This is a genomic window from Mesorhizobium sp. M0244 (assembly GCF_040321795.1).
GTDB lineage: Bacteria > Pseudomonadota > Alphaproteobacteria > Rhizobiales > Rhizobiaceae > Mesorhizobium.
Window position 1 is genome coordinate 1 of the sequence record NZ_JAMYSE010000028.1, and the last position, 20,472, is coordinate 20,472.

Sequence of the window (20,472 nt, forward strand, 5' to 3'; positions counted from 1 at the left end):
CCCTAACTGTTTGCGCCGACCAGCGCGGGGCGCATGGGGCGGCCCCGACATTTTTTTTATCATGTGTTTTGGTTTTATCAACAGGCCCCCCCCCCCCCGCCGCGCTGCCCGCGACACCTCTCCCCCGATCGACGGGGTCGTCTGTGAAACCATCCTTGCTGCGCTTGATGGCAGGCTGGCCGAAACCATTGCTGTATCCGATCTCCGCTTTGTTTTCGCGCCCCGCTCACTCGATTCAACCTCTTCAAAAACGGACCTATCCTTATGAAATCTCACGCAAAAGCGGTTGTTATCGGCGGCGGCGTCGTCGGCTGCTCGGTGCTCTATCATCTGGCCAAGGCCGGCTGGACCGACATCATGCTGATCGAGCGTTCGGAGCTCACCTCCGGCTCGTCCTGGCATGCGGCAGGGGGCTTCCATACGCTGAACGGCGATCCCAACGTCGCCAAGCTGCAGGCCTATACGGTGCAGCTCTACAAGGAGATCGAGGAGATTTCCGGCCAGTCCTGCTCGCTGCACCTGACCGGCGGCGTCATGATGGCCGACACGCGCGAGCGCATGGACTTCTTGCGGCTCGCCCACGCCAAGGGCCGCTATCTCGGCATGGACACCGAACTGATCACGCCGTCCGAGGCCAAGGCGATGTTCCCGCTGATGGACGAGACGAATTTCGTCGGCGCGATGTGGGATCCAGTCGAGGGCCATCTCGACCCCTCCGGCACCACCCACGCCTATGCCAAGGCCGCCAGGAAACTCGGCGCCGAGATCGTGCTGCGCAACCGCGTCGTCGAACTGACGCAGGAGGTCGACGGCACTTGGAACGTCGTCACCGAGCAAGGCACGGTCAAAGCCGAGCATGTGGTCAACTGCGGCGGCCTGTGGGCGCGCGAGATCGGCCGCATGGTCGGTGTCGAACTGCCGGTGCTGGCGATGGAGCACATGTATCTTCTGACCGAGCCGATGCCGGAGGTCGAGGAATTCAACAAGTCGACTGGCCGCGAGATGATCGGCGTGATGGATTTCAAGGGCGAGATCTACACCCGCCAAGAGCGCAACGGCATCCTGCTCGGCACCTATGAAAAGGCCTGCAAGCCGTGGTCGCCGGTCAACACGCCGTGGGATTTCGGCCACGAGCTGCTGCAGCCCGACATCGACCGCATCGCGCCGTCGCTCGAGATCGGCTTCAAGCATTTTCCCGGCATCGAAAAGGCCGGCATCAAGCAGATCATCAACGGCCCCTTCACCTTCGCGCTGGACGGCAATCCGCTGGTCGGCCCGGTGCAGGGCCTGACCAATTTCTGGTGCGCCTGTGCCGTCATGGCCGGCTTCAGCCAGGGCGGCGGCGTCGGCCTGGCGCTGTCGAACTGGATGGTCCATGGCGACCCCGGCTTCGACGTCTGGGGCATGGACGTTGCGCGCTTCGGCGAATGGGCAACGCTGCGCTATACCAACGCCAAGGTGCGCGAAAACTATTCGCGCCGCTTTTCCATCCGCTTTCCCAATGAGGAATTGCCGGCAGCCAGACCGGCGCAGACGACCCCGGTTTACGACACAATGCTCGCCAACAATGCGGTCATGGGCGATAGCTGGGGCCTCGAAACTCCGCTCTGGTTCGCGCCGAAAGGCTCCGAGCCGAAGGACATCGTGTCCTTCCACCGCTCCAATGATTTCGGCCCGATCGGCGAGGAGGTACGCGCTACCCGCGAGAAGGTCGGCGTCACCGAGATCGCCAACTTCGCCAAATATGAAGTCTCCGGACCAGGGGCCGAAGACTTTCTCAATCGGCTGATGACCAACCGCATGCCGAAGACCGGCCGCATCGTGCTGACTCCGATGCTGAACGAGTTCGGCAGGCTGATCGGCGACTTCACCATCGCTAAGGCCGGAGACGACCGCTTCATGATCTGGGGCTCGTCAGCTGCGCAGAAATACCATATGCGCTGGTTCGAAAAGCACCTGCCGAAGGACGGCCCAAGGGGGTCGCAGGTCCGCATCCACCGCTTCGACCAGACGCTGGTCGGCCTCTCCATCGCCGGGCCGAAATCCCGCGACCTGCTGCAGAAACTGGTCGATGTCGATATCTCGACCAAGGCCTTCCGCTTCATGGATTTCCGCGAAATGGCGGTCGGCGGCGCGCCCTGCATGGTCAACCGCATCACCTACACCGGCGACCTCGGCTATGAGATCTGGATGGCGCCGGCCTACCAGCGCCTTGTCTACAAGGCGATCAAGGAGGCCGGCGAAGAATTCGGCCTTGTCGATTTCGGCATGCGCGCTCTGCTGTCGATGCGGCTTGAAAAGAACTTTCCGACCTGGTTCCGCGAGCTTCGTCCGATCTACGGACCGTTCGAGGGCTCGATGGACCGCTTCATCAAGCTCGAGAAGAACGACTTCATCGGCCGGGAGGCAGCGGCCAAGGAACAGGCGGCAGGGCCGAAGCTGCGCCGCGTCTCTTTCATCGTCGATGCAGCGGACGCCGACGTGATGGGCGACGAGCCGATCTGGGCCAAGGTCGGCGGCAAGGATTACGGCACGGTGGAAAGGCCGCATGGCTACGGCGCGCCGCGCTTCGACGCTGGCGGCAAGGAAGTGCGCGGCTCGAAGGCCGCGGAAGGCGCGTCCGCCGTGCGCGGCATCGTCGATGGCGACTGGCGCGTGGTCGGCTGGGTCACCTCCGGCGGCTATGCGCATTACGTCGAGAAGTCGATGGCGCAAGGCTATGTGCCGGCGGCCCTTGCCGAAAACGAGAGCGCCGGACTGTTCGAGATCGAAATCCTTGGCCACCGGCGGCCGGCGCGCATCAATGTTGAGCCGCCTTTCGACCCAAGTGGCGAGAAGATGCGGACGTAAGCCCACACAACGCGGTCGCATTGTGCGGAGCATACTCTTCATGCTAGCGCAGCCGGCAACACTATGCCGGCAAGGGCGATGAGATTTTCATTGAAGTACAATCTGAAATGGGCCAAGTGGCTTGCCGAGGGGCGGATCGGCCCCTTCCCGGCGGCGATCGTCATGGTCGCGGCTTACTTCGCCTTGCAGACCATCATACTGTCCCTGTTGAGCTCTTGGGCGGGAACCGGTGTCGGCATCGATGATGCGGAGCAGCTGATCTATGTTCCGTATCTCTGGGCCGGATATGGCGGCTCGCAACCACCCCTCTATACCTGGATCAATTGGCTGGCCGCGCATGTTTTCGGCACCAGTATCTTCACGCTGAAGCTCGTCAAATACTCCGTGCTGTTCCTCGCCGCCTGCAGCGTGTTCGCCGCCATGCGGCGGTTCGGCTACACCAAGGCGACAGCCGCGGCGGCCATGTTCGGCCTGTTTACGATCCCGCAGGTCGTCTGGGAATCGCAGCGCGCTTTGTCGCATTCCGTCGCCGTCGTCGGCTTCTGCTCGCTGCTCCTGCTCGCCATGGCCTATCTTCTCGAGCGGCGAAGCATGATCGCCTATGCGGCGTTTGGCCTGGCCACGGCGGCGGCAATTCTTGCCAAATACAACGATGTCTTCCTTGTGGTGGCCCTTGTTGCGGCAATGCTGTCGCTGCGCGAATTGCGCAGCGCGATCCTTGATCCGAAGTTCGCAATCAGCATAGCGGTCGCGATATTGGTGCTGGCGCCAACCACCTATTGGAGCCTCATGCATCCCGCCGATTTATTGTCGAGAGGCGAGAAGTTCGGAATAGACTCGCAACAAGGGCGCATGGCGGCGGCCTTTGTCGGCGCCGGCAAGTTTATCATGGGGACCTTCAATTTCGCGGTCTTGCCGGTGTTCGTTTCCGCGCTGGCTTTCGGGCTGGCCGGGTTCCGTTTCTCCGAGCGGCACCCGAAAGGTCCGGCTAGGGAAATTCTGTTGTGGCGTACCTTGGCGCTCGGTTTGGCCATGCTGGCAATACTTGTACTGGCCACCGGCGTGACGGTGGTCAAGGACCGCTGGCTGCTGCCGGTCCTGTTCATGTTGCCGCTGGCCATCGTCGCCACTATGGAACGGCTGGCGCCGCGCGGCAGGAATGCGCAGCTCCTGGTGATCGCTGCTGGAGCGATCATCGCCGTGCTGCTCGCGCCCGCTACCTGGTACGTCCAGATAAACGGGACCAGTGGCCTCTCGCGCATGATCCGCGTGGATTACCCGGCTCTCTATCGCCAACTGACTGCGGACGGACCGGTGAAAACCGCAATATCCGACGGTGCATGGGTCGGAAACCTGCGGCTGGTCGACGAAAAGCTGGTCGCGCTTGACCAGGAAGTGCCTAATTTCGAAACGCTGATGCAGGAGCCGGCCGTACTCGTCTGGCTTGACCGTGACGATCCGAGGCCGGTCATTTTGGACCAGCTCAAAGCGGCCGGCTATGAGCCGGACGGCCAACCGCGGCAAATCATGGTTCCGCTGTTGCGTGGCACCGGCAAATCTGCCCGGCCCGGCGCGTATGTAAGATTGAAGAGAATGGTGGTGGGAGGAGCCACGGCGCCCAAGGCTAGCGGAGGAGCCGAGGGTGGACAAGAACCCGACTGATCGGCCCCGTCATCGCAAGATCATGCCGTTCGAGCCGGACAGCTCGATCGATGCGCTGCGCAAAAAATCGCGCCTGAAGGCCGCCAAACTCAACCAGCATGTGCTGGGCTATGGAGCGCTGGCGGAAGCCGAGTGGCAAGCGGCGGGTATTGCCGCGCCCGACCTGCCCGCCATGCGCCGATACCGGCTAGACCGCATCCGCGCCGAGTTGAAGCGCCGCGACTATGCTGGAGCCCTACTCTACGATCCGGTCAACATCCGCTACGCTACCGATGCCACCAACATGCAGCTCTGGGTCGCGCACAATCCGACCAGGCATTGTTTCGTCGCCACCGATGGCCCGGTGGTGCTGTTCGACTATTTCTCATGCGAGCACCTTTCCGACCATTCCGGCGTCGTCGACGAGGTGCGGCCGGCTGTATCGTGGGCATATCTCTATAGCGGCGAGCTGACCGGTCAAAAAGTGCGCCGCTGGGCATCCGGCATTGCCGAGCTCGTATCGGAACATGGCGGCGGCAATCGCCGTATCGCCGTCGATCACATCAATCCCGAGGGCATCGAAGAGCTCGCCCGTCTCGGCATTTCGACCGGCAATGGCGAGGCGGTGATGGAAAATGCGCGGCTGATCAAATCGCCCGACGAGATCCTTGCCATGCGCCGGGCGATCGTCGCTTGCGAGGCGGCGATGGACGAGATGGAGCAGGCGCTGAGGCCCGGCATCGCTGAGAACGAATTGTGGGCCGAACTCCATCGCGGCAACATCGCGCGCGGCGGCGAATGGATCGAAACCCGGCTCCTGTCGTCGGGCCCACGCACCAATCCATGGTTCCAGGAATGTTCTTCGCGGACGATCGAGGCTGGCGATCTCGTCGCTTTCGACACCGACCTGATCGGTCCTTACGGCTTCTGCGCCGACCTTTCGCGCACCTGGCTTTGCGGTGACGCGCCGCCGTCGCAGGAGCAGCGCGGCCTGTTCCGCATCGCCGCCGACCAGATCGCCCATAACACAGAGCTGATGCGGCCGGGCGTATCGTTCCGCGACCTCGTCGAGCGCTCGTCAGTGCCGCCGGGAGACTGCTTCCCAGCCCGTTACGGGGTGCTCTATCACGGCGTCGGCCTTGCCGACGAATACCCGACATTGCCGCATGCCAGCGACTGGACCGACGACACACCCGACGGCGTGCTCGTGTCAGGCATGGTGCTGTGCGTCGAGAGCTATATCGGCCGGCTTGGCGGCTACGAAGGCGTCAAGATCGAGGAACAGATTCTGATCACCGAGACCGGCAACGAGAAGCTTTCGACCTACCCGCTCGATAATCGGCTGCTTGGCGGCTGAGCGAATCTACGTCAGCGCCGCGATCGCCTCGCGCATCGTGGCGACGATCGCTTCTGGCGTCGTCCTGGCGGTGATGAACGGCAAGCCTTTGCGCCGCCTTGTCCAGCCGACGACCGTCACCTTCTGCGCCGCAGGCTCGAAACGCTGCGCCAGCGCCCAGCTCTTGCAGTCGATCGCCGCGACGTCGGCCCTGCCCTCGGCAACAGCAACGATCGAAGCGCGGTGCCCACAGCTTTCGCTCAGCGCGGAAAAGATATCCAAACTCTCGCCGAATGCTTGCAGGTCGCGTGTTGGCGCGATGATGCCCGACATGGAATCGAGGCTGTTGAAGGTGAAATGCTTGCTGCGCAGCAGATCGAGCGGAATGACGGCGCCGCCGTCGTCCGGCGACCTTGCCGGCGGTGCCTCACCCGCCCTCATGACGATGGCGCTCGAATAGAGTTCGCCCTGTCCGCCCTCGAATGCGTCGTAGCGCGGCTGGCCGACGAGGTGGACACGCTGCGACAGGCCGAGTTCCATCGGTCCCCAGCAGGTTTGCGCAAAGAGCAGCGCCGGATGCAGCCAGAGCCGGTGAAAATCCAGCACGTCCGGCGGCAATGTCGCCGGATCGGGCGCGATGAGTTTTCCCTGATCATCGCGGATACCGCCAGGCACCGGCGGCAAATCGCCGTTGCGGCGGATGATCGTCTCCGGCGCATCGATGCCTTTTTGTCTGAAAACATCGCGCAGCCGCGCCCATTCTGCGTCGACCTCGTCCCGCGCTTCCGGCCAGTCATACATCGGCAAAGCCGCAATGAATTCGCTCATGCCGAGATTTGACCGTTATGCGGGGAAATTGACAAGTTCAGGAAAGCGTCGCTCCGCGGCGCCGCTTGCAATGCCGCAAAAATCATTCCTTCGGCGGCTCGGCAGGTACCGGTGCGCTGCCAAGCCCATTGAGGCTGCGCGCCCTGACGCGCGGCTTGAACGCGCGTCCCAGATCCGGCGTACGCCGCAGCACGGGATGGACGATCGGCTCCTTCGCCTTGAAGGCATAGGCCTTGAGCAGCGCGAAATAGTTCGGATAGGCGTAGCCATTGTTCATCCGCAGCCACTCGTCGCGGCGGTCGGCAAACAGCTTCGGCAGCCTGTACCAGGCCACCGTCGGGCTCTTGTGATGGACGAAATGCAAATTGTTGTTGAGGAACAGCAAGGATAGCGGCGAGCGCTCGACGATGATCGTGCGGCCTTCCGGATGTTCCGACCATTGGTGCTCGGCGTAGGTGCGGATCGAAATCAGCGACTGCCCAAGCCATACCGGCACCAGTATGTAGAGCCATAACGGCATGCCGAAGCCGAACTGCACGACAGGCAACACCACGGCGAGGCCGATCGCGTGCAGCAGCCACGCCTTGCGGATGGTCTTGTCGCCCGCGGCAACCTGCTTGGCATCGTCGATGAAGAAGCCGATGCAGGAAAGCCACGGGCCGAGCACCAAGCGCCCGAGCATCGTGTTGTTGATCTTCAGCAGGAACTTCATCGCCGACGGCAGCTCCTCGTGCTGCCAGAGCGCCTTGTAATAGCTTTCGGGATCGTCGAGCGGATCGGTCAGCCGTTCGTCTGCATGGTGGCGCAAATGAATGGTCTTGAACCGGCGAAACGGCCAGACAAGACCGATCGGCAAGAACGCGAAGGCTTCGTTGAGCCGCGCATTCCGGGTTGGGTGGCCGTGCAGCACTTCGTGCATCAGCGAGGATTGCAGCGCCGCAATCAGGGTCAGAAGGGCGAGCGCCAGCAGCGGGTAGGATGGCCAGAGCAGGAAACCGGTGGCGAGCCAGCCGCCGTAGCAGAAAAATGCAAGAAGCACGGTCGGCCATTCGATGGCCGCTGCACCGCGTCGCCTATTGCCCGTACTCGTCATGCTATCGACCACTGCCTTCCAGTCGCCGGAACCCGTTTGATTCCTGACAGCATTGTGTCAGGAGCGTTGCCTTACTGCAACGCGATAAAGCGCACAAACTGTTGCGATTGCGCATTTTCAGCCGCAGATGTTATCTATTGTGAACAAGCTTCCGGATTCATTTGCGCCCACAAGGCACTATTGACGGCTTCGGCGCAAATTTTTCCTCCTATCGAGTGGAGTGGCAATTTGGACAAGCGCGACCTGTCGACGATCTTTCGCGAACGCCTGAAAATGCTCTTGACAAGGTCCGATTTGAACCAGTCGGCCTTCGCCGCAGCGGTTGGCATCGACCGTTCGGCGCTGTCGCAGTTGCTCTCCGGCGCCTCGACCCGCCTTCCCCGAGCCGAAACGCTGCTCAACATCGCCGCCGAATTCAAAGTCTCGCTCGACTGGCTGCTCGGTCTCAGCCAGGACGAAGGCGTCACCGGCGAAATCCGCGAGAGCCTCGAGATCGAGGAGGCGCCGGACGGCTTCGACCGCACGCTGCTGGCTCGCTGGCATGCCGAGGCGGCCGGAACGAAAATCCGCTACGTGCCGGCCGGCATTCCCGATCTTCTGCGCACCGAGGCGCTTGTCGACTACGAAGCCGTCATCGCCAACAAGAGCCGCGAGGCACAGGCCGGCGAAACGCAGTACCGCATCGACTACAACCGACGGCCCGAAACCGACATGGAAGTCTGTATGCCGCGCCATACGCTGGAGATCTTCGCGCGCGGGCTGGGCGTGTGGGACCGTTTCCCGGAGGCCGACCGTCACCAGCAGCTCCTCCACATGGCGACGCTGCTCGACGACCTTTATCCCACCTTCCGCCTGTTTCTCTATGACGGGCGGATGCGCTATTCGATCCCCTACACCATCTTCGGACCCTATCGCGCCGCCATTTATGTCGGCGACATGTATCTGGTGCTGAACGCCACCCAGCCAATCCGCACCCTGACCAGCCATTTCGACAATCTGATCCGCGCCGCAGACGTCAACGCTCATGAGGCGGCCAGCTTCACACGAAAGCTCGCGGAGATGCGATTTTGACCGGTTGTTTCTCGCGCCGACATTGACGCCACATAAAGAATTCTTTATATCTTTATCTCAGTTATTCTCCGGGAAGGCGTATTTCATCATGACCAATCCGATCGACGCGCTGCTTGCCAAAAAGGGCGTCCTGCTCGCCGATGGCGCCACCGGCACCAATCTGTTCGCCATGGGACTTGAAGCCGGCGAGGCCCCCGAGCTCTTGAACGAGACCGCGCCCGACACCATCACCAGCCTGCATCAGAACTTTGTCGATGCCGGCGCCGACATCATCCTGACCAACTCTTTTGGCGGCACCCGCCATCGGCTCAAGCTGCACCATGCACAGGACCGGGTCTACGCGCTGAACAAGCGCGCCGCCGAGATCGCAAGCGCCGTTGCAAAAAAGGCCGGCCGCAAGGTGATCGTGGCCGGCTCCGTCGGTCCGACCGGCGAGCTGCTGGTGCCGCTCGGCGCCATGACCTACGACGAGGCGGTCGAGGCCTTTGCCGAACAGATCGAGGGCCTGAAGGCTGGCGGCGCCGAAGTCGCCTGGATCGAGACCATGTCGGCGCCGGACGAGATCCGCGCCGCCGCCGAAGCCGCCATCCGCGTCGGCCTGCCCTATACCTATACCGGCTCCTTCGACACCGCCGGCCGCACCATGATGGGGCTGCTGCCGAAGGACATCCACGGTGTCGTCGACGGCCTGTCGCAGACGCCGCTCGGTGTCGGCGCCAATTGCGGTGTCGGCGCCTCCGATATTCTTGCTTCGCTGCTCGACATGACCGAGGCGAAGCCGGAGGCAACGGTGATCGTCAAGGGCAATTGCGGCATTCCCGAATTTCGCGGCGCTGAGATCTACTATTCCGGCACGCCCGAGCTGATGGCCGACTATGTGCGCCTCGCCGTCGATGCCGGCGCCAAGATCGTCGGCGGCTGCTGCGGCACCTCGTTCCAGCACCTCGCCGCCATGCGCAAGGCGCTCGATACACACATGAAGTCGGATCGCCCGACCGTCGAGCAGATCGTCGAACGTATCGGCCCGATGCGCAACAAGCAGGCGACAGCAAACGTCGCCGAGACCAGCGAAGCCCGCCGCGAGCGCCGCCGCGGACGCGCCTGATGCTTTCGGCTGCGCAGCATTCCGCGCGAAGCGGTGCTGCCACAAAAAAAGGCCGGCAAGGTTTCCCTCGCCGGCCTGCCTCACCCGCCCGTAGGCCGGCTCCCCCTATCAGAACGATCCCATCTGAAAGAAACCGGCCGTCATTGCCACTACCGGTTACCGCCGATCGCCGAGGCAAGGCGCACGAGCGAGAGGAACTCGGACCGGTACCCAAACGGGTCGGCTCCTCTGGCGGCGGTGGCAATCTCCGTGATCTTGTCGTAACCGAACTTCGCGGTCGCATCCTCGTCGCGCAGCTTCTGGCCGAAGGCAGCGATGGCAACGGAGAAACGCTGGTCGGTGCTGGCCTGGTCGAACGACGCCACCTCGTTGGCTGACGTCACCGGAGTGGTGATCAGCTTCGAAGTGTCCTCGTTCGGCAGCTTGTAGCGGATCTTGAGGAAGGCATATTCGTCGGCATTGGCGACACCGCCATTGTTCACCGAGGCCTGACCATAGCGCAGCTGATCAATCTGTTCGCCGCCGCTGCCCTTAGGCGTGATCTCGTAGATCGCGGTGATCGAATGGCCTGAGCCGATCTCGCCGGCGTCGACGCGGTCGTTGTTGAAATCCTCGCGGTTCAAGGCACGGGTTTCATAGCCGATCAGCCGGTACTCCGAGACCTTGTTCGGGTTGAACTCGACCTGGATTTTCACGTCCTTGGCGATGGTGAACAGTGTCGAGGAGGCATCCTCCACGAGCACCTTCTCGGCCTCCGCCAAAGTGTCGATATAGGCGGCGGTGCCGTTGCCGTTCTGAGCGATGGTCTGCATCATCTGGTCATTCAGATTGCCGCGGCCGAAGCCGAACACCGACAGGAACACGCCTGTCTTGCGCTCCTTTTCGATCAGCCGCTTCAGATCGTCGTCGTCGGTCTGGCCGACATTGAAGTCGCCGTCCGTGGCGAGCATCACACGGTTGATGCCGTCCTTGACGAAGGATTTCTGCGCCAGCCTGTAGGCTTCCTTGATGCCCGCCTCGCCCGCCGTGGAGCCGCCAGACGTCAGATTATCGATGGCGGCGAGGATCTTGTTCTTCTCCGAAGCCTTGGTGGGCTCCAGCACGGTGCCGGCATCGCCAGCATAAGTGACGATCGAGACGGTATCGTCGGGTCTTAGCTTGTTGACCAGCAGCCGGAAGGCCGACTGCAGGAGCGGCAGCTTGTCCTGCTCGTTCATCGACCCGGACACATCGATCAGGAAGACCAGATTGGCCTTGGGCTGCTCAGCTGGCTTCACGTCGAACCCCTTGATGGCGACATGCATCAATTTAGTGTGCTCGTTCCACGGCGTCGGCATGACGCTGACGATCGAGTTGAATGGCGTCGACGCGGAGTCCGGGCCTTTCCAGTCGTAGGGGAAATAGTTGATCATCTCCTCGACGCGCACCGTATCGGCCTGCGGAATAAAACCTTCTTTCAGCGAGCGCCGCACGAAGGAATAGGAAGCGGTGTCGACATCGATAGAGAAGGTCGAGACCGGGTCTTCCATTGCGGCATGCACCGGATTGGTCTTGAAATTCTCGACGCGATCGCGGTTTTCCTCTTGCGGAAGCATCTGGTCGGCCGGCGCAGCGGCAGGCTGCTGTGCCATCAGCTTGGAATCGGCAACCGTGCCAGGCATGCGTCCGACCCGCGCGCCGCCATCGACGGCCGGAGCCGCGGTGCGGGTGCCGCCATTCAGCACAAACTCGCCACTCTGCGCCGGTTCGGGAGCATTGCGGGTGAGCGCCTCCTGCTGCGTCAGCCCACCGACTGCGGTCGATTCCGCTTTCGGCGGCGATGTCGGCGCCACAAGCGCCTCGCCGACGTCGCGATTTTCACTGTCAGCATCCGCCTTCTTCTGCTTGTCCGCTTCGGCCACGACCGGCGGTTTGACGGTCGCCGGCTTGTCAGCCAGCGTTTCGGTGATCTTATCGTCCCCGCCGAATTCGGGTCCACCGAATTTGGATTCCCCGAGCATATAGATGGTGGCATATCCGGCGATCGGCAGGGCAACGAGCCCGGCAATGGCCGGCGTGGCGAAGAGTTTCTTTTGCATGATTTCGCTCCAGAGCTTTCGTGCTCGCTCTGTGAGACGAAGCCCGCTCACCGATCCTTGGGCGGCAGGTGAAGTTTTTTCGTCCATGTCATAGGCGCGCATGGCGGCATGGAAGGCACGCGCCTTTGCGTCCGCGTCCGGCGCCGGTGCCGCGATATCGCGCAGCCTGTTCAGTTGGTTGTCGTCGACCATGGTCACACTTCCCCGGCTGAACGCATCAGCGTCTTCAACCGTTTCTTCGCCTCATGGATGTGCCAGGAAACCGTCGTCTCCGAGATCGCCATCGCCTCGGCGGCGGCCGCGTGGCTCAGCCCTTCGCCATAGACCAGCAGCACCGCGTCGCGCTGCTTGTCAGGAAGCTTGCGCACCGCTGCCCAGAGCGCCTCGGCCGGATCTTCCGGCTCGACCGAGGTTCCCCCCGAAATCAGCGCATAGGCGCCATACGCCTCGGTCTTGGCAGTGTCGCGGGCGGTCTTGCGCATCACGTCACGCGCCGCATTCAGCGTCATGGCGTAGAGCCATGTCGTGAAGGCGCCGCTGCCATGATAGTCGCGGATCGCCCGGCCAAGCCGGACGCAGACTTCCTGGGCGATATCCTCGGCGTCGGCCTTTTTCCCGCACCAGCGATAGGCGGCGCGATAGACGAAACCGTAGTGCCTTTCGAGCAACTTGCCGAAAGCACCCCGATCTCCGCCCTTCGCCCGCCCGATCAGTTCAGCGTCGGAGGCTTCGCTTTCGTCCAGCATCATCGCCATCATTGCCTGTTGGACGAAGGCTAATGGCTGTTCCTTGGGGCGATGGAAAGAATTTTTTGGCGCGCCGTCACGTCGTAACGGTTGGCGTGCCCTGACCGAGCGTCTCCGCGAACAGCGTCGTCAGCCGCTTCCAGTGGCGCTCGGCGCCGGCTGCATCGAAGGCGCTGTGGTCCGGCACGCACCAGCCATGCGCCATGCCGGCATAGTTCTCTATCACATGGTCGACCTCAGCCGCGCGCAGCGCTTCGGCCAGCCGCGCCGCTTGTGCGGGCGGAAAGCTGCGGTCGACACCCGCAGTGCCGATATAGACCTTTGCCTTCACCGAGGCGGCCTTCCGGTGCGGACTGTCGGCAGCGTCACCAGCCAGATTGCCGCCGTGGAAACTGGCCGCCACAACGATGCGGTCGGGATGGCTGGCCGCCGCGTTCAACGCCCGCGCTCCACCCATGCAGTAGCCGACAATGCCGACCGGCCCGGTCAGGCCTTGGGCAGCAAGCGCATCGAGGAAAGCGCCGCTGTCGCGGATTGTCATCTCCTGGGTCGTGCCGCCGACGAGAGCTGTGACCGCCGCCTTGCTCTTCTCTTCGCTGAACGCAGTCTTGGGATCGAAGGGGCCGTAGGGCGCATTGCGGTAAAAAAGATCCGGCACCAGCACCGCGTAGCCCTCGTCCGTGAGCCGCTCTGCCATTTGATCGAGCGCCGGTCGCGGGCCGAAAGCGTCCATGTAGAGGATGATCGCTGCCTTGGCCGGGGCTGCCGAGCGGAACAGCCCGGCTTTGGCCACGCCGTCACTTGTCTTGATCTGCATCGCTTGCTTGGCCATCATCCGCTCCGTTGACGTGTCGTGCGATAGATATCTGCGGTGACCGTCGCGGCAAGCCGTAATGAGGCGATCTCCTTCAAGATTTCGTGCGGCATTCGGCGACGCTAAATACGCGCGAATGCTGCCATGTGAAAGGCCTGAACCTTGGCCGGATAGCGATAATCGGCGCCGTAAGGACAGGCGTTGCGATCAAGGCAGCCGCCGGTCCGGCAAGGCGCGCCATGGTCTCCGCGCACATGCGCCAGACAAGTTTCATGCGCAAAACCATCCGCAGAATAAGCCTCGACCGGACAGGATTTCAGGCAAGGCTTTTCGGCACATGTGTCGCAAAGGTGAATCGCGTCGCGAGGTTCTCGAAGCGCCATCTCGTTTTCGAACAGCAGCGCGCCGCGATAGGCATGCCAGAGCCCGTATAGCGGATGCACGAGGATGCCGAGCGGCGACGGCTTCAGCCCCTCCGCCCGCATCGCCCATTGCTGGAACGGCAGATAAGGCCTATCGGACGGCGACACCGCGCGTGCCCCGAATTTTTCGGCCACCGCGCCGATCGCTTCGCGCGACCATGTGTCGAGCGGATTGGCGAAGGATTGTGATCGTTTCTCCAGCCAGCGCAGGAAGTGCGGCCAAGGTGCGGCACCCGCCTGCCCCACCAGCAGGACGGATCTGGCAGCAGCGCCGGAGAGACCGGAAGGTGTTTCCTCACCGCCCGCAAAATTGAAGCCGCCGCGCAGGATGAGGCCGTGGGCGGAAAGCGCAGCCGCGATGGTTTCGATCATGCTGCCCTCGAGGATCATCCCTTCTTGTCCGGGTCGGAGAAGGCGCTCCGCCAGACTTCTTTGTGGATGATGTCGGCGACTTTAGCCCCGCCTGATTCGGGCTCCTTTCAGGTGAAGGCGTCGGCCATCGACGCCTTCTTCCTGGCGATGAAGTCCTTCAGCCCGTCGTCGATGCCCGGGTCGAGATACGGCGCCTCGTAGCTCTCCAACCAGCGGCGGGCGAGCTCGTTGGCCCGCTGCGGCGCGGTTTTTTCGCCTTCGGCCAGCCACTGCTCGTAGGAATTGTTATCGGCGATGTTGGAACGGTAGAACGCGGTCTGGAAATTGGCCTGGGTGTGATCGCAGCCGAGATAATGGCTGCCCGGGCCGACCTGGCGGATGGCATCCATCGCCTGGCCATTTTCCGACAGGTCGACACCTTCGGAGAACTTCTGCGTCATGCCGAGCTGGTCGATGTCCATCACGAACTTTTCGTAGCAGGAGGCCAGACCGCCCTCGAGCCAGCCGGCCGAATGCAGCACGAAATTGGTGCCGGCGAGGATCGTCGAGTTCAGCGTGTTGGCGCTCTCATAGGCCGCCTGCGCATCGGGGATTTTTGAAGCACAAAGCGAGCCGCCCGTGCGGAACGGCAGGCCGAGCCGGCGGGCAAGCTGGGCGGCGCCATAGGAAACCAGCGACGGCTCCGGCGTGCCGAAGGTCGGCGCGCCAGACTGCATTGAGATCGACGAGGCGAAGGTGCCGAACAGCACCGGCGCGCCCGGCCGGATCAGCTGCGTGAACGACGCGCCGGCCAGCACTTCGGCCAAAACCTGCGTCAGCGTACCGGCGACCGTCACCGGGCTCATCGCACCGGCAAGGATGAACGGCGTGACGATGCAGGCTTGGTTGTGGCGCGAATAGACTTTCAGCGCTCCCAGCATGGTTTCGTCGAACACCATCGGCGAGTTGGCATTGATCAGGCTGGTCAGCACCGTGTTGTTCTCGACGAAATCGTCGCCGAACACGATCTTGGCCATTGCCACCGTATCTTCGGCGCGCTCGGGCGCAGTCACCGAACCCATGAACGGCTTGTCGGAATATTTGATATGGCTGTAGACCATGTCGAGATGGCGCTTATTGACCGGTACGTCGACCGGCTCGCAAACCGTGCCGCCCGAATGGTGGATCGACGGCGCCATATAGGCGAGTTTTACGAAATTCCGGAAATCCTCGATCGTCGCATAGCGCCTGACCCCGTCGAGATCGCGCACGAAGGGCGGTCCATAGACCGGCGCGAACACGGTCGCGTTGCCGCCGATCTGCACCGAGCGCTCGCCGTTGCGGGCGTGCTGGGTATAGACGGACGGAGCGGTCTTCAACAGCGAGCGGCAGAGGCCCTTGGGGAAATGCACGCGCTCGCCCTTGACGTCGGCGCCCGCCTCTTTCCAAAGCTGCAGTGCCTCGGCGTCGTCGCGGAAGATGATGCCAATCTCTTCCAGCACCGTGTCGGTGTTCTTTTCGATCAGCGCCAGCCCTTCCTCGTCCAACACTTCATAGACGTTGATCTTGCGCTTGATATAGGTGAGCTGTGTGCCGGGGCCGCCGCCCGAACGTGCAGCTCGTCGGGCTGCGGCGCCACCGCTGGCAGCGCGCCCGCGCCGTGCGTTTGACGCTTCCTGATCGACCGGCGCGTTCTCACTCATAATCGTTCTTCCCTGGCTTTCGTTCTGGCCTGATTTGCTTTGGCCGGGCTCTTGTTCCGGCCTGAAATCCGTTTGCGGCCGCATATTGCGGTCTCTGGCCGGATCGTAGCCATGCACCCTATTCGAAACGGCCCGCCAGCGCCAACGCCTGTCGCAAAATCGACAAGAATTCTAAGAGATTTACGGTCGCTTTCCTTTTGCGGGAAGTCGCAAATCAGCTATGGACAACCGGCCCGCGCGGGTTAGGTATTGACGCGATATTTTTAAGCTGCCGCGATAGTTGTAGCCGGCAAGGAGCCTGAGAAAAAATGGCCGACGACGAGATCATCCTTTCGGAACTCTCCGACGACGAGTTGGTGCAGCAGATGCACGACGACCTTTACGACGGGTTGAAGGAAGAAATCGAGGAAGGCACCAACATCCTTCTCGAGCGCGGCTGGGCGCCTTACAAGGTTCTGACCGAGGCTCTGGTCGAAGGCATGCGCATCGTCGGCGAGGATTTTCGCGACGGCATCCTGTTCGTTCCGGAAGTGCTGCTATCGGCCAACGCGATGAAGGCCGGCATGTTCATCCTGCGTCCGCTGCTTGTCGCCACCGGCGCGCCGAAGCAGGGCAAGATGGTGATCGGCACCGTCAAGGGCGACATCCACGACATCGGCAAGAACCTCGTCGGCATGATGATGGAAGGCGCCGGCTTCGATGTCATCGACCTCGGCATCAACAATGCGGTCGAAAAATACCTCGACGCCATCGAAAAGCACCAGCCCGACATCATCGGCATGTCGGCCCTGCTGACCACGACCATGCCTTACATGAAGGTCGTCATCGATACGATGAAGGAAAAAGGCATTCGCGACGATTATGTCGTGCTGGTCGGCGGCGCACCGCTTAACGAGGAATTCGGCAAGGCCGTCGGCGCCGACGCCTATTGCCGCGACGCCGCGGTGGCGGTCGAGACCGCCAAGGACTTCATGAAGCGCAAGCACAACGTCCGCGCTTCGGCCTGAGCCAACAAATTCGGCTCCGACGAGAAAAGCCGCGCCTTGCAGTGCGGCTTTTTTATTCCCAAATGTCTGAAACCGTGCAGATCAGGGTTTCTTGACGGTATCGTCAACGGCCTTCGCAGTGGATTTGAGATCCTTGCCGACGCCTCGAACCGTGTTGGCGCAAGCCGAAACAGCCAAGGCGCAGGCGAGAATAGCGATTGGCGCAACGCGGAACAATTTCATGATTGGTGTCTCCCTCAGCACATAAATTTGCTGGACAGCAACGAAGATCGATTAGACTGGTTCCATGAGTACCGCGCGAAAACAACAATCCGATCAAGGCGACAAGCTGCTCGTCATCGCCTGCGGGATGATTGCGCGCGAAGTTCTGGCGGTCAAGGAGCAGCTCGGGCTCGACCATCTCGACCTGACCTGCCTGCCGGCGGAGTTCCATTTCTATCCGGACCGCATCCCGCCGGCCATGGACAAGGCTATCGAGAAGGCCAAGACCGACGGCTACAAACACATCTTCGTCGGCTATGCCGATTGCGGCACTGGTGGCCTGCTTGACCGCATCTGCGAGAAGCACGGCGTCGAGCGCATGGCCGGACCGCATTGCTTTGCCTTCTATCAGGGCATGGATGCCTATGCGAAGGTCGCCGATGACGACATGATGTCGTTCTATATGACCGACTTCCTATGCCGGCAATTCGATGCTTTCTTCATGAAGCCGCTCGGCCTCGACAAGCACCCGGAGCTGATCAAGGACTATTTCGGCAATTACGAGAAGCTGATCTATATCGCCCAGACCGACGATCCGGAGCTCGACAAGGTCGCCGAAAAGGCCGCGAAAATGCTCGGCCTCGCCTATGAGCGCCGCTCGACCGGCTATGGCGACCTGACGAAGGAGTTGGCCAGCGCTGCAGTCCTGGCTTGACGATACTTCTAGGTAACGCCCTCTTCAGCTTCTAGCCCGGCGAGCACATCGGCAAAGCTCGTCTTGCAGACGAAATCCAGCCGGTCCCTCGCACGCGAAGCATCGTAGATCCGGTCGATCGACGAAAACATCGTCCAGCCTTTCTTCGCGTAGAGCGCCGGATAATCCGGGAAATAGCGCGCCACGACCGACGGTGCGTCGGCGATCAATGCCGGGCAATCGTCGGGTTGGAACGGTGTTGGCGCCGAAATGATGAAGATGTCGAAGCCCAATTGCGGTGCTTTCTCCAAGGCGGCGATATGGGCATCGGCAGCATCCTCCACCGTGAGCCGGCGAAACAGCAGTTCATTTGCCTTGGTGTTGACGTCCGACTGTTCGATCACATGCGCCATGTCATCGGTTTCGGGGAAGAAACGGGCGGTGCGCAGCACAATCACCGGAAGGCCGAACTCGAGCTGGTAGAGGCGACAAAGATGTTCCGCCGCGAGCTTGGTGATGCCGTAGATGTTGCGTGGCTCGGGCGACGTGTCTTCCGTCAGCCATGCCGCCTTGCGCGCGCCGCCGGTAAAGCCGGCGCGTATAGCCTGGGAAATCATCAGCGACGTCGTCGACGTAAACACGAAGCGCTGAACGCCGAATGCAGCGGCCGCGTCGAGCAGGTTGAGCGTGCCGCGCACATTCGCCTCGACGAATTCCTCGTTGCGATGGCGTTCGATATCGGGCTTGTGCAGCGCGCCGCTATGGATGATGGCCTCGATGCGATTCTCCTCGACGGCCCGCATGACCAGATCGCGATCGGCGACTGAGCCGACGATTCGCGTTTCCGAGGATGAGACGGGATCGAGGCCGGTGACATCATGGCCGAGGGCCCGCAGGCGCGGCGCCAAGGCGCTGCCCAGCCAACCCGATGATCCCGTCAGCAAGATCCGCATTCATTCCGCCTCGTTTCTGCTGTTGATGCTGTCAAGCATGGATGACAGAGCGCTGCGAGACATTAAGGTATGCGCCAGACAAGAAAACAGGCTGCTCCAGCCATTAAACGGGAAACGCCACCAATGATCGCTCGCCTCATGTTTGCCGCAGCAGCTGTCCTCTGCTTGACCCTGCCCGCGTTCGCCGACGGCGAAGTGCAGAAGCTGATCACGACTGCCGACAAGGCGCGGCTCGACAAATATGGCGAGACGCGCAAGGCAGCGCTTGACGAGGCGAAGGCCGGCGACCCCGCCGAGGTCAAGCAACTCGATGCATTGCTGGCAAAGCCCCTGGTTTCCTTCTCCGACAAGGACCTGACTGGCAATTGGCAATGCCGCACCATCAAGGCCGGCGGGCTCAACCCGCTGGTCATCTATGGCTGGTTCAAATGCAAGGTGAGCGACGACGGTTCCGGCTGGAGATTGGAAAAGATCACCGGTTCGAAGCGCACCAAGGGCCGCTTCTTCGATGATGGCGAGAAACGCGCGATCTATCTTGGTTCCTTCTACGTCAACGACGATCCGGCAAAGCCCTACGGCAGCGGCCCGGAAAGCGATCAGGTCGGCTATGCCTTCCGCAACAGCGCCAGCGAATGGCGCATCGAGTTCCCGGCGCCCCACTACGAATCGAAGCTCGACATCCTCGAATTCAAGCGCTGAGCCCCCGATCACCAAGGATTAACCCGGCCAGCCTAGCATTCGCGCGCAAAGAACAGGTCTTTGCGGGGGGCGCGAAGCATGGCACGGTCGAAAACAAACCAGCGGCCGATCGTCGTCGTCACCGAAGGCGGTCCGCATATCTGGGCGATCGTCAACGCCATCGCCGACCAACTCGGGCCTGTCAGCGTCATCCTCGAAGCCCCTGAATCCAAAAAGCAATTGCTGCTCGGGCGGGCGCGGCGGCAAGGCTGGACCTCGGCCATCGGTCAACTCGGCACGATGATGCCGACCCGGCTCGGCAAGCGCTTCTTCGCCGGCCACGCAGCACGGCTCGCGCCGAGCAGAAGCTGCAAACCGAACCCAAGCCTGGGCAAAAGATCATCCATGTCCCGTCGGCCAACGCGCCGGAGTGCCTGCAGGCGATCGACGAAATCCAGCCGGGTGTCGTACTGCTCGCCGGCTGCCGCTTGCTGTCGCGGCAGACGCTGGCGAAAATCCGTTGCCCGGTCCTCAACTACCATGCCGGCATCGCCCCGAAATATCGTGGCATGAACGGCGGCTACTGGGCGCTGGCTTCAGATGATGCGGAAAACTTCGGCACCACCGTGCATCTGGTTGACGCCGGTGTCGACACCGGCGGCGTGCTACGGCAGGCGCGCGGCAAACCGCAGCCGGGCGATACCATTTCAAGCTACGCGTTGCGGCAGGCGGCGTTCTCGCGCGACATCTGCGTCGAGGTGGTCAGGGATGTGCTGGCCGGCAAGCTCGGTACGGTCGATCCCGGCCTGCCTTCGAAACAATGGTATCATCCAACGATCTGGTTCTATCTCTGGACCGGGATAAGAAACGGCGTCTGGTGACACGCGCGCCGATTTACCGG

18 protein-coding genes and 2 pseudogenes are annotated in these 20,472 nt (G+C 62.1%); 10 read left to right on the forward strand and 10 right to left on the reverse strand.

The features are described from left to right. The 4 genes and pseudogenes from NKJ08_RS18130 to NKJ08_RS18145 form a co-directional block, all read left to right on the forward strand. Positions 1-268, forward strand: a pseudogene (locus NKJ08_RS18130) (hypothetical protein); the annotation flags it as partial. Then, the gene (locus NKJ08_RS18135) at positions 265-2,850 is read left to right on the forward strand and encodes a GcvT family protein (protein WP_352778492.1); all 2,586 of its coding nucleotides are present in this window, start codon (positions 265-267) and stop codon (positions 2,848-2,850) included. The pseudogene NKJ08_RS18130 and the gene NKJ08_RS18135, both read left to right, overlap by 4 nt. 78 nt (positions 2,851-2,928) lie before the next feature. Then, positions 2,929-4,512, forward strand: a complete 1,584-nt coding sequence (locus tag NKJ08_RS18140; protein WP_352782518.1) for an ArnT family glycosyltransferase — start codon at positions 2,929-2,931, stop codon at positions 4,510-4,512. 22 nt (positions 4,513-4,534) lie between these two features. Further along, positions 4,535-5,848, forward strand: coding sequence for a M24 family metallopeptidase (locus NKJ08_RS18145; protein WP_352782551.1), 1,314 nt, complete (start codon positions 4,535-4,537; stop codon positions 5,846-5,848). A gap of 6 nt (positions 5,849-5,854) precedes the next feature. Here NKJ08_RS18145 and NKJ08_RS18150 read toward each other — a convergent pair whose 3' ends face one another. Both NKJ08_RS18150 and NKJ08_RS18155 read right to left on the reverse strand, forming a co-directional pair. Continuing rightward, the gene (locus tag NKJ08_RS18150) at positions 5,855-6,655 is read right to left on the reverse strand and encodes a phosphate/phosphite/phosphonate ABC transporter substrate-binding protein (RefSeq protein WP_352528193.1); all 801 of its coding nucleotides are present in this window, start codon (positions 6,653-6,655) and stop codon (positions 5,855-5,857) included. A gap of 82 nt (positions 6,656-6,737) precedes the next feature. Then, entirely contained in the window at positions 6,738-7,748 is a 1,011-nt protein-coding gene (locus tag NKJ08_RS18155; protein ID WP_352782520.1) for a fatty acid desaturase, read from the reverse strand. A gap of 228 nt (positions 7,749-7,976) precedes the next feature. Between NKJ08_RS18155 and NKJ08_RS18160 the strand changes: the two genes are divergently transcribed. After that, positions 7,977-8,819 (forward strand): helix-turn-helix domain-containing protein, encoded by an 843-nt coding sequence (locus NKJ08_RS18160; RefSeq protein ID WP_352528189.1) that lies wholly within the window; start codon positions 7,977-7,979, stop codon positions 8,817-8,819. A gap of 88 nt (positions 8,820-8,907) precedes the next feature. Next, on the forward strand, positions 8,908-9,924 hold the full coding sequence (gene bmt, locus NKJ08_RS18165) for a betaine--homocysteine S-methyltransferase (RefSeq protein ID WP_352782522.1): 1,017 nt from the start codon (positions 8,908-8,910) through the stop codon (positions 9,922-9,924). A 149-nt stretch (positions 9,925-10,073) separates the two neighbouring features. Here bmt and NKJ08_RS18170 read toward each other — a convergent pair whose 3' ends face one another. The 5 genes from NKJ08_RS18170 to NKJ08_RS18190 form a co-directional block, all read right to left on the reverse strand. Continuing rightward, the gene (locus NKJ08_RS18170) at positions 10,074-12,194 is read right to left on the reverse strand and encodes a vWA domain-containing protein (protein WP_352778483.1); all 2,121 of its coding nucleotides are present in this window, start codon (positions 12,192-12,194) and stop codon (positions 10,074-10,076) included. A 2-nt stretch (positions 12,195-12,196) separates the two neighbouring features. After that, positions 12,197-12,757, reverse strand: a complete 561-nt coding sequence (locus tag NKJ08_RS18175; protein ID WP_352528215.1) for an RNA polymerase sigma factor — start codon at positions 12,755-12,757, stop codon at positions 12,197-12,199. A gap of 67 nt (positions 12,758-12,824) precedes the next feature. After that, positions 12,825-13,580, reverse strand: coding sequence for a dienelactone hydrolase family protein (locus tag NKJ08_RS18180; RefSeq protein ID WP_352778481.1), 756 nt, complete (start codon positions 13,578-13,580; stop codon positions 12,825-12,827). 104 nt (positions 13,581-13,684) lie between these two features. Beyond that, positions 13,685-14,356 (reverse strand): hypothetical protein, encoded by a 672-nt coding sequence (locus NKJ08_RS18185; protein ID WP_352778479.1) that lies wholly within the window; start codon positions 14,354-14,356, stop codon positions 13,685-13,687. Positions 14,357-14,463: 107 nt separating this feature from the next. Next, complete coding sequence (locus NKJ08_RS18190) at positions 14,464-16,038, reverse strand: trimethylamine methyltransferase family protein (RefSeq protein WP_352528181.1); 1,575 nt, start codon at positions 16,036-16,038, stop codon at positions 14,464-14,466. Positions 16,039-16,346: 308 nt separating this feature from the next. Between NKJ08_RS18190 and NKJ08_RS18195 the strand changes: the two genes are divergently transcribed. Then, entirely contained in the window at positions 16,347-17,045 is a 699-nt protein-coding gene (locus NKJ08_RS18195) for a cobalamin B12-binding domain-containing protein (RefSeq protein ID WP_023676506.1), read from the forward strand. An 81-nt stretch (positions 17,046-17,126) separates the two neighbouring features. Here the strand turns inward: NKJ08_RS18195 and NKJ08_RS18200 are convergent, their stop codons facing one another. Beyond that, positions 17,127-17,267, reverse strand: a complete 141-nt coding sequence (locus tag NKJ08_RS18200; protein ID WP_292654758.1) for an EncA/B family entericidin — start codon at positions 17,265-17,267, stop codon at positions 17,127-17,129. Between the two features lie 64 nt (positions 17,268-17,331). Here NKJ08_RS18200 and NKJ08_RS18205 point away from each other — a divergent pair, with 64 nt between their 5' ends. Beyond that, positions 17,332-17,961, forward strand: a complete 630-nt coding sequence (locus NKJ08_RS18205) for a DUF1638 domain-containing protein (protein WP_352528179.1) — start codon at positions 17,332-17,334, stop codon at positions 17,959-17,961. 8 nt (positions 17,962-17,969) lie between these two features. On the opposite strand, the gene NKJ08_RS18210 is transcribed toward NKJ08_RS18205, so the two are convergent. Further along, positions 17,970-18,893 carry an NAD-dependent epimerase/dehydratase family protein gene (locus tag NKJ08_RS18210; protein WP_352778476.1) on the reverse strand — a complete coding sequence of 308 codons (924 nt, stop codon included), beginning with the start codon at positions 18,891-18,893 and terminating at the stop codon, positions 17,970-17,972. 123 nt (positions 18,894-19,016) lie between these two features. On the opposite strand from NKJ08_RS18210, the gene NKJ08_RS18215 reads away from it, so the two are divergent. After that, positions 19,017-19,592, forward strand: a complete 576-nt coding sequence (locus tag NKJ08_RS18215) for a DUF4893 domain-containing protein (RefSeq protein WP_352782526.1) — start codon at positions 19,017-19,019, stop codon at positions 19,590-19,592. Positions 19,593-19,624: 32 nt separating this feature from the next. Here NKJ08_RS18215 and NKJ08_RS18220 read toward each other — a convergent pair whose 3' ends face one another. Next, the gene (locus NKJ08_RS18220) at positions 19,625-19,783 is read right to left on the reverse strand and encodes a hypothetical protein (protein WP_352778596.1); all 159 of its coding nucleotides are present in this window, start codon (positions 19,781-19,783) and stop codon (positions 19,625-19,627) included. Here NKJ08_RS18220 and NKJ08_RS18225 point away from each other — a divergent pair. Continuing rightward, positions 19,740-20,452: pseudogene (locus NKJ08_RS18225) on the forward strand (formyl transferase). The gene NKJ08_RS18220 and the pseudogene NKJ08_RS18225 overlap by 44 nt on opposite strands. The last annotated feature ends 20 nt before the right edge of the window (positions 20,453-20,472 follow it).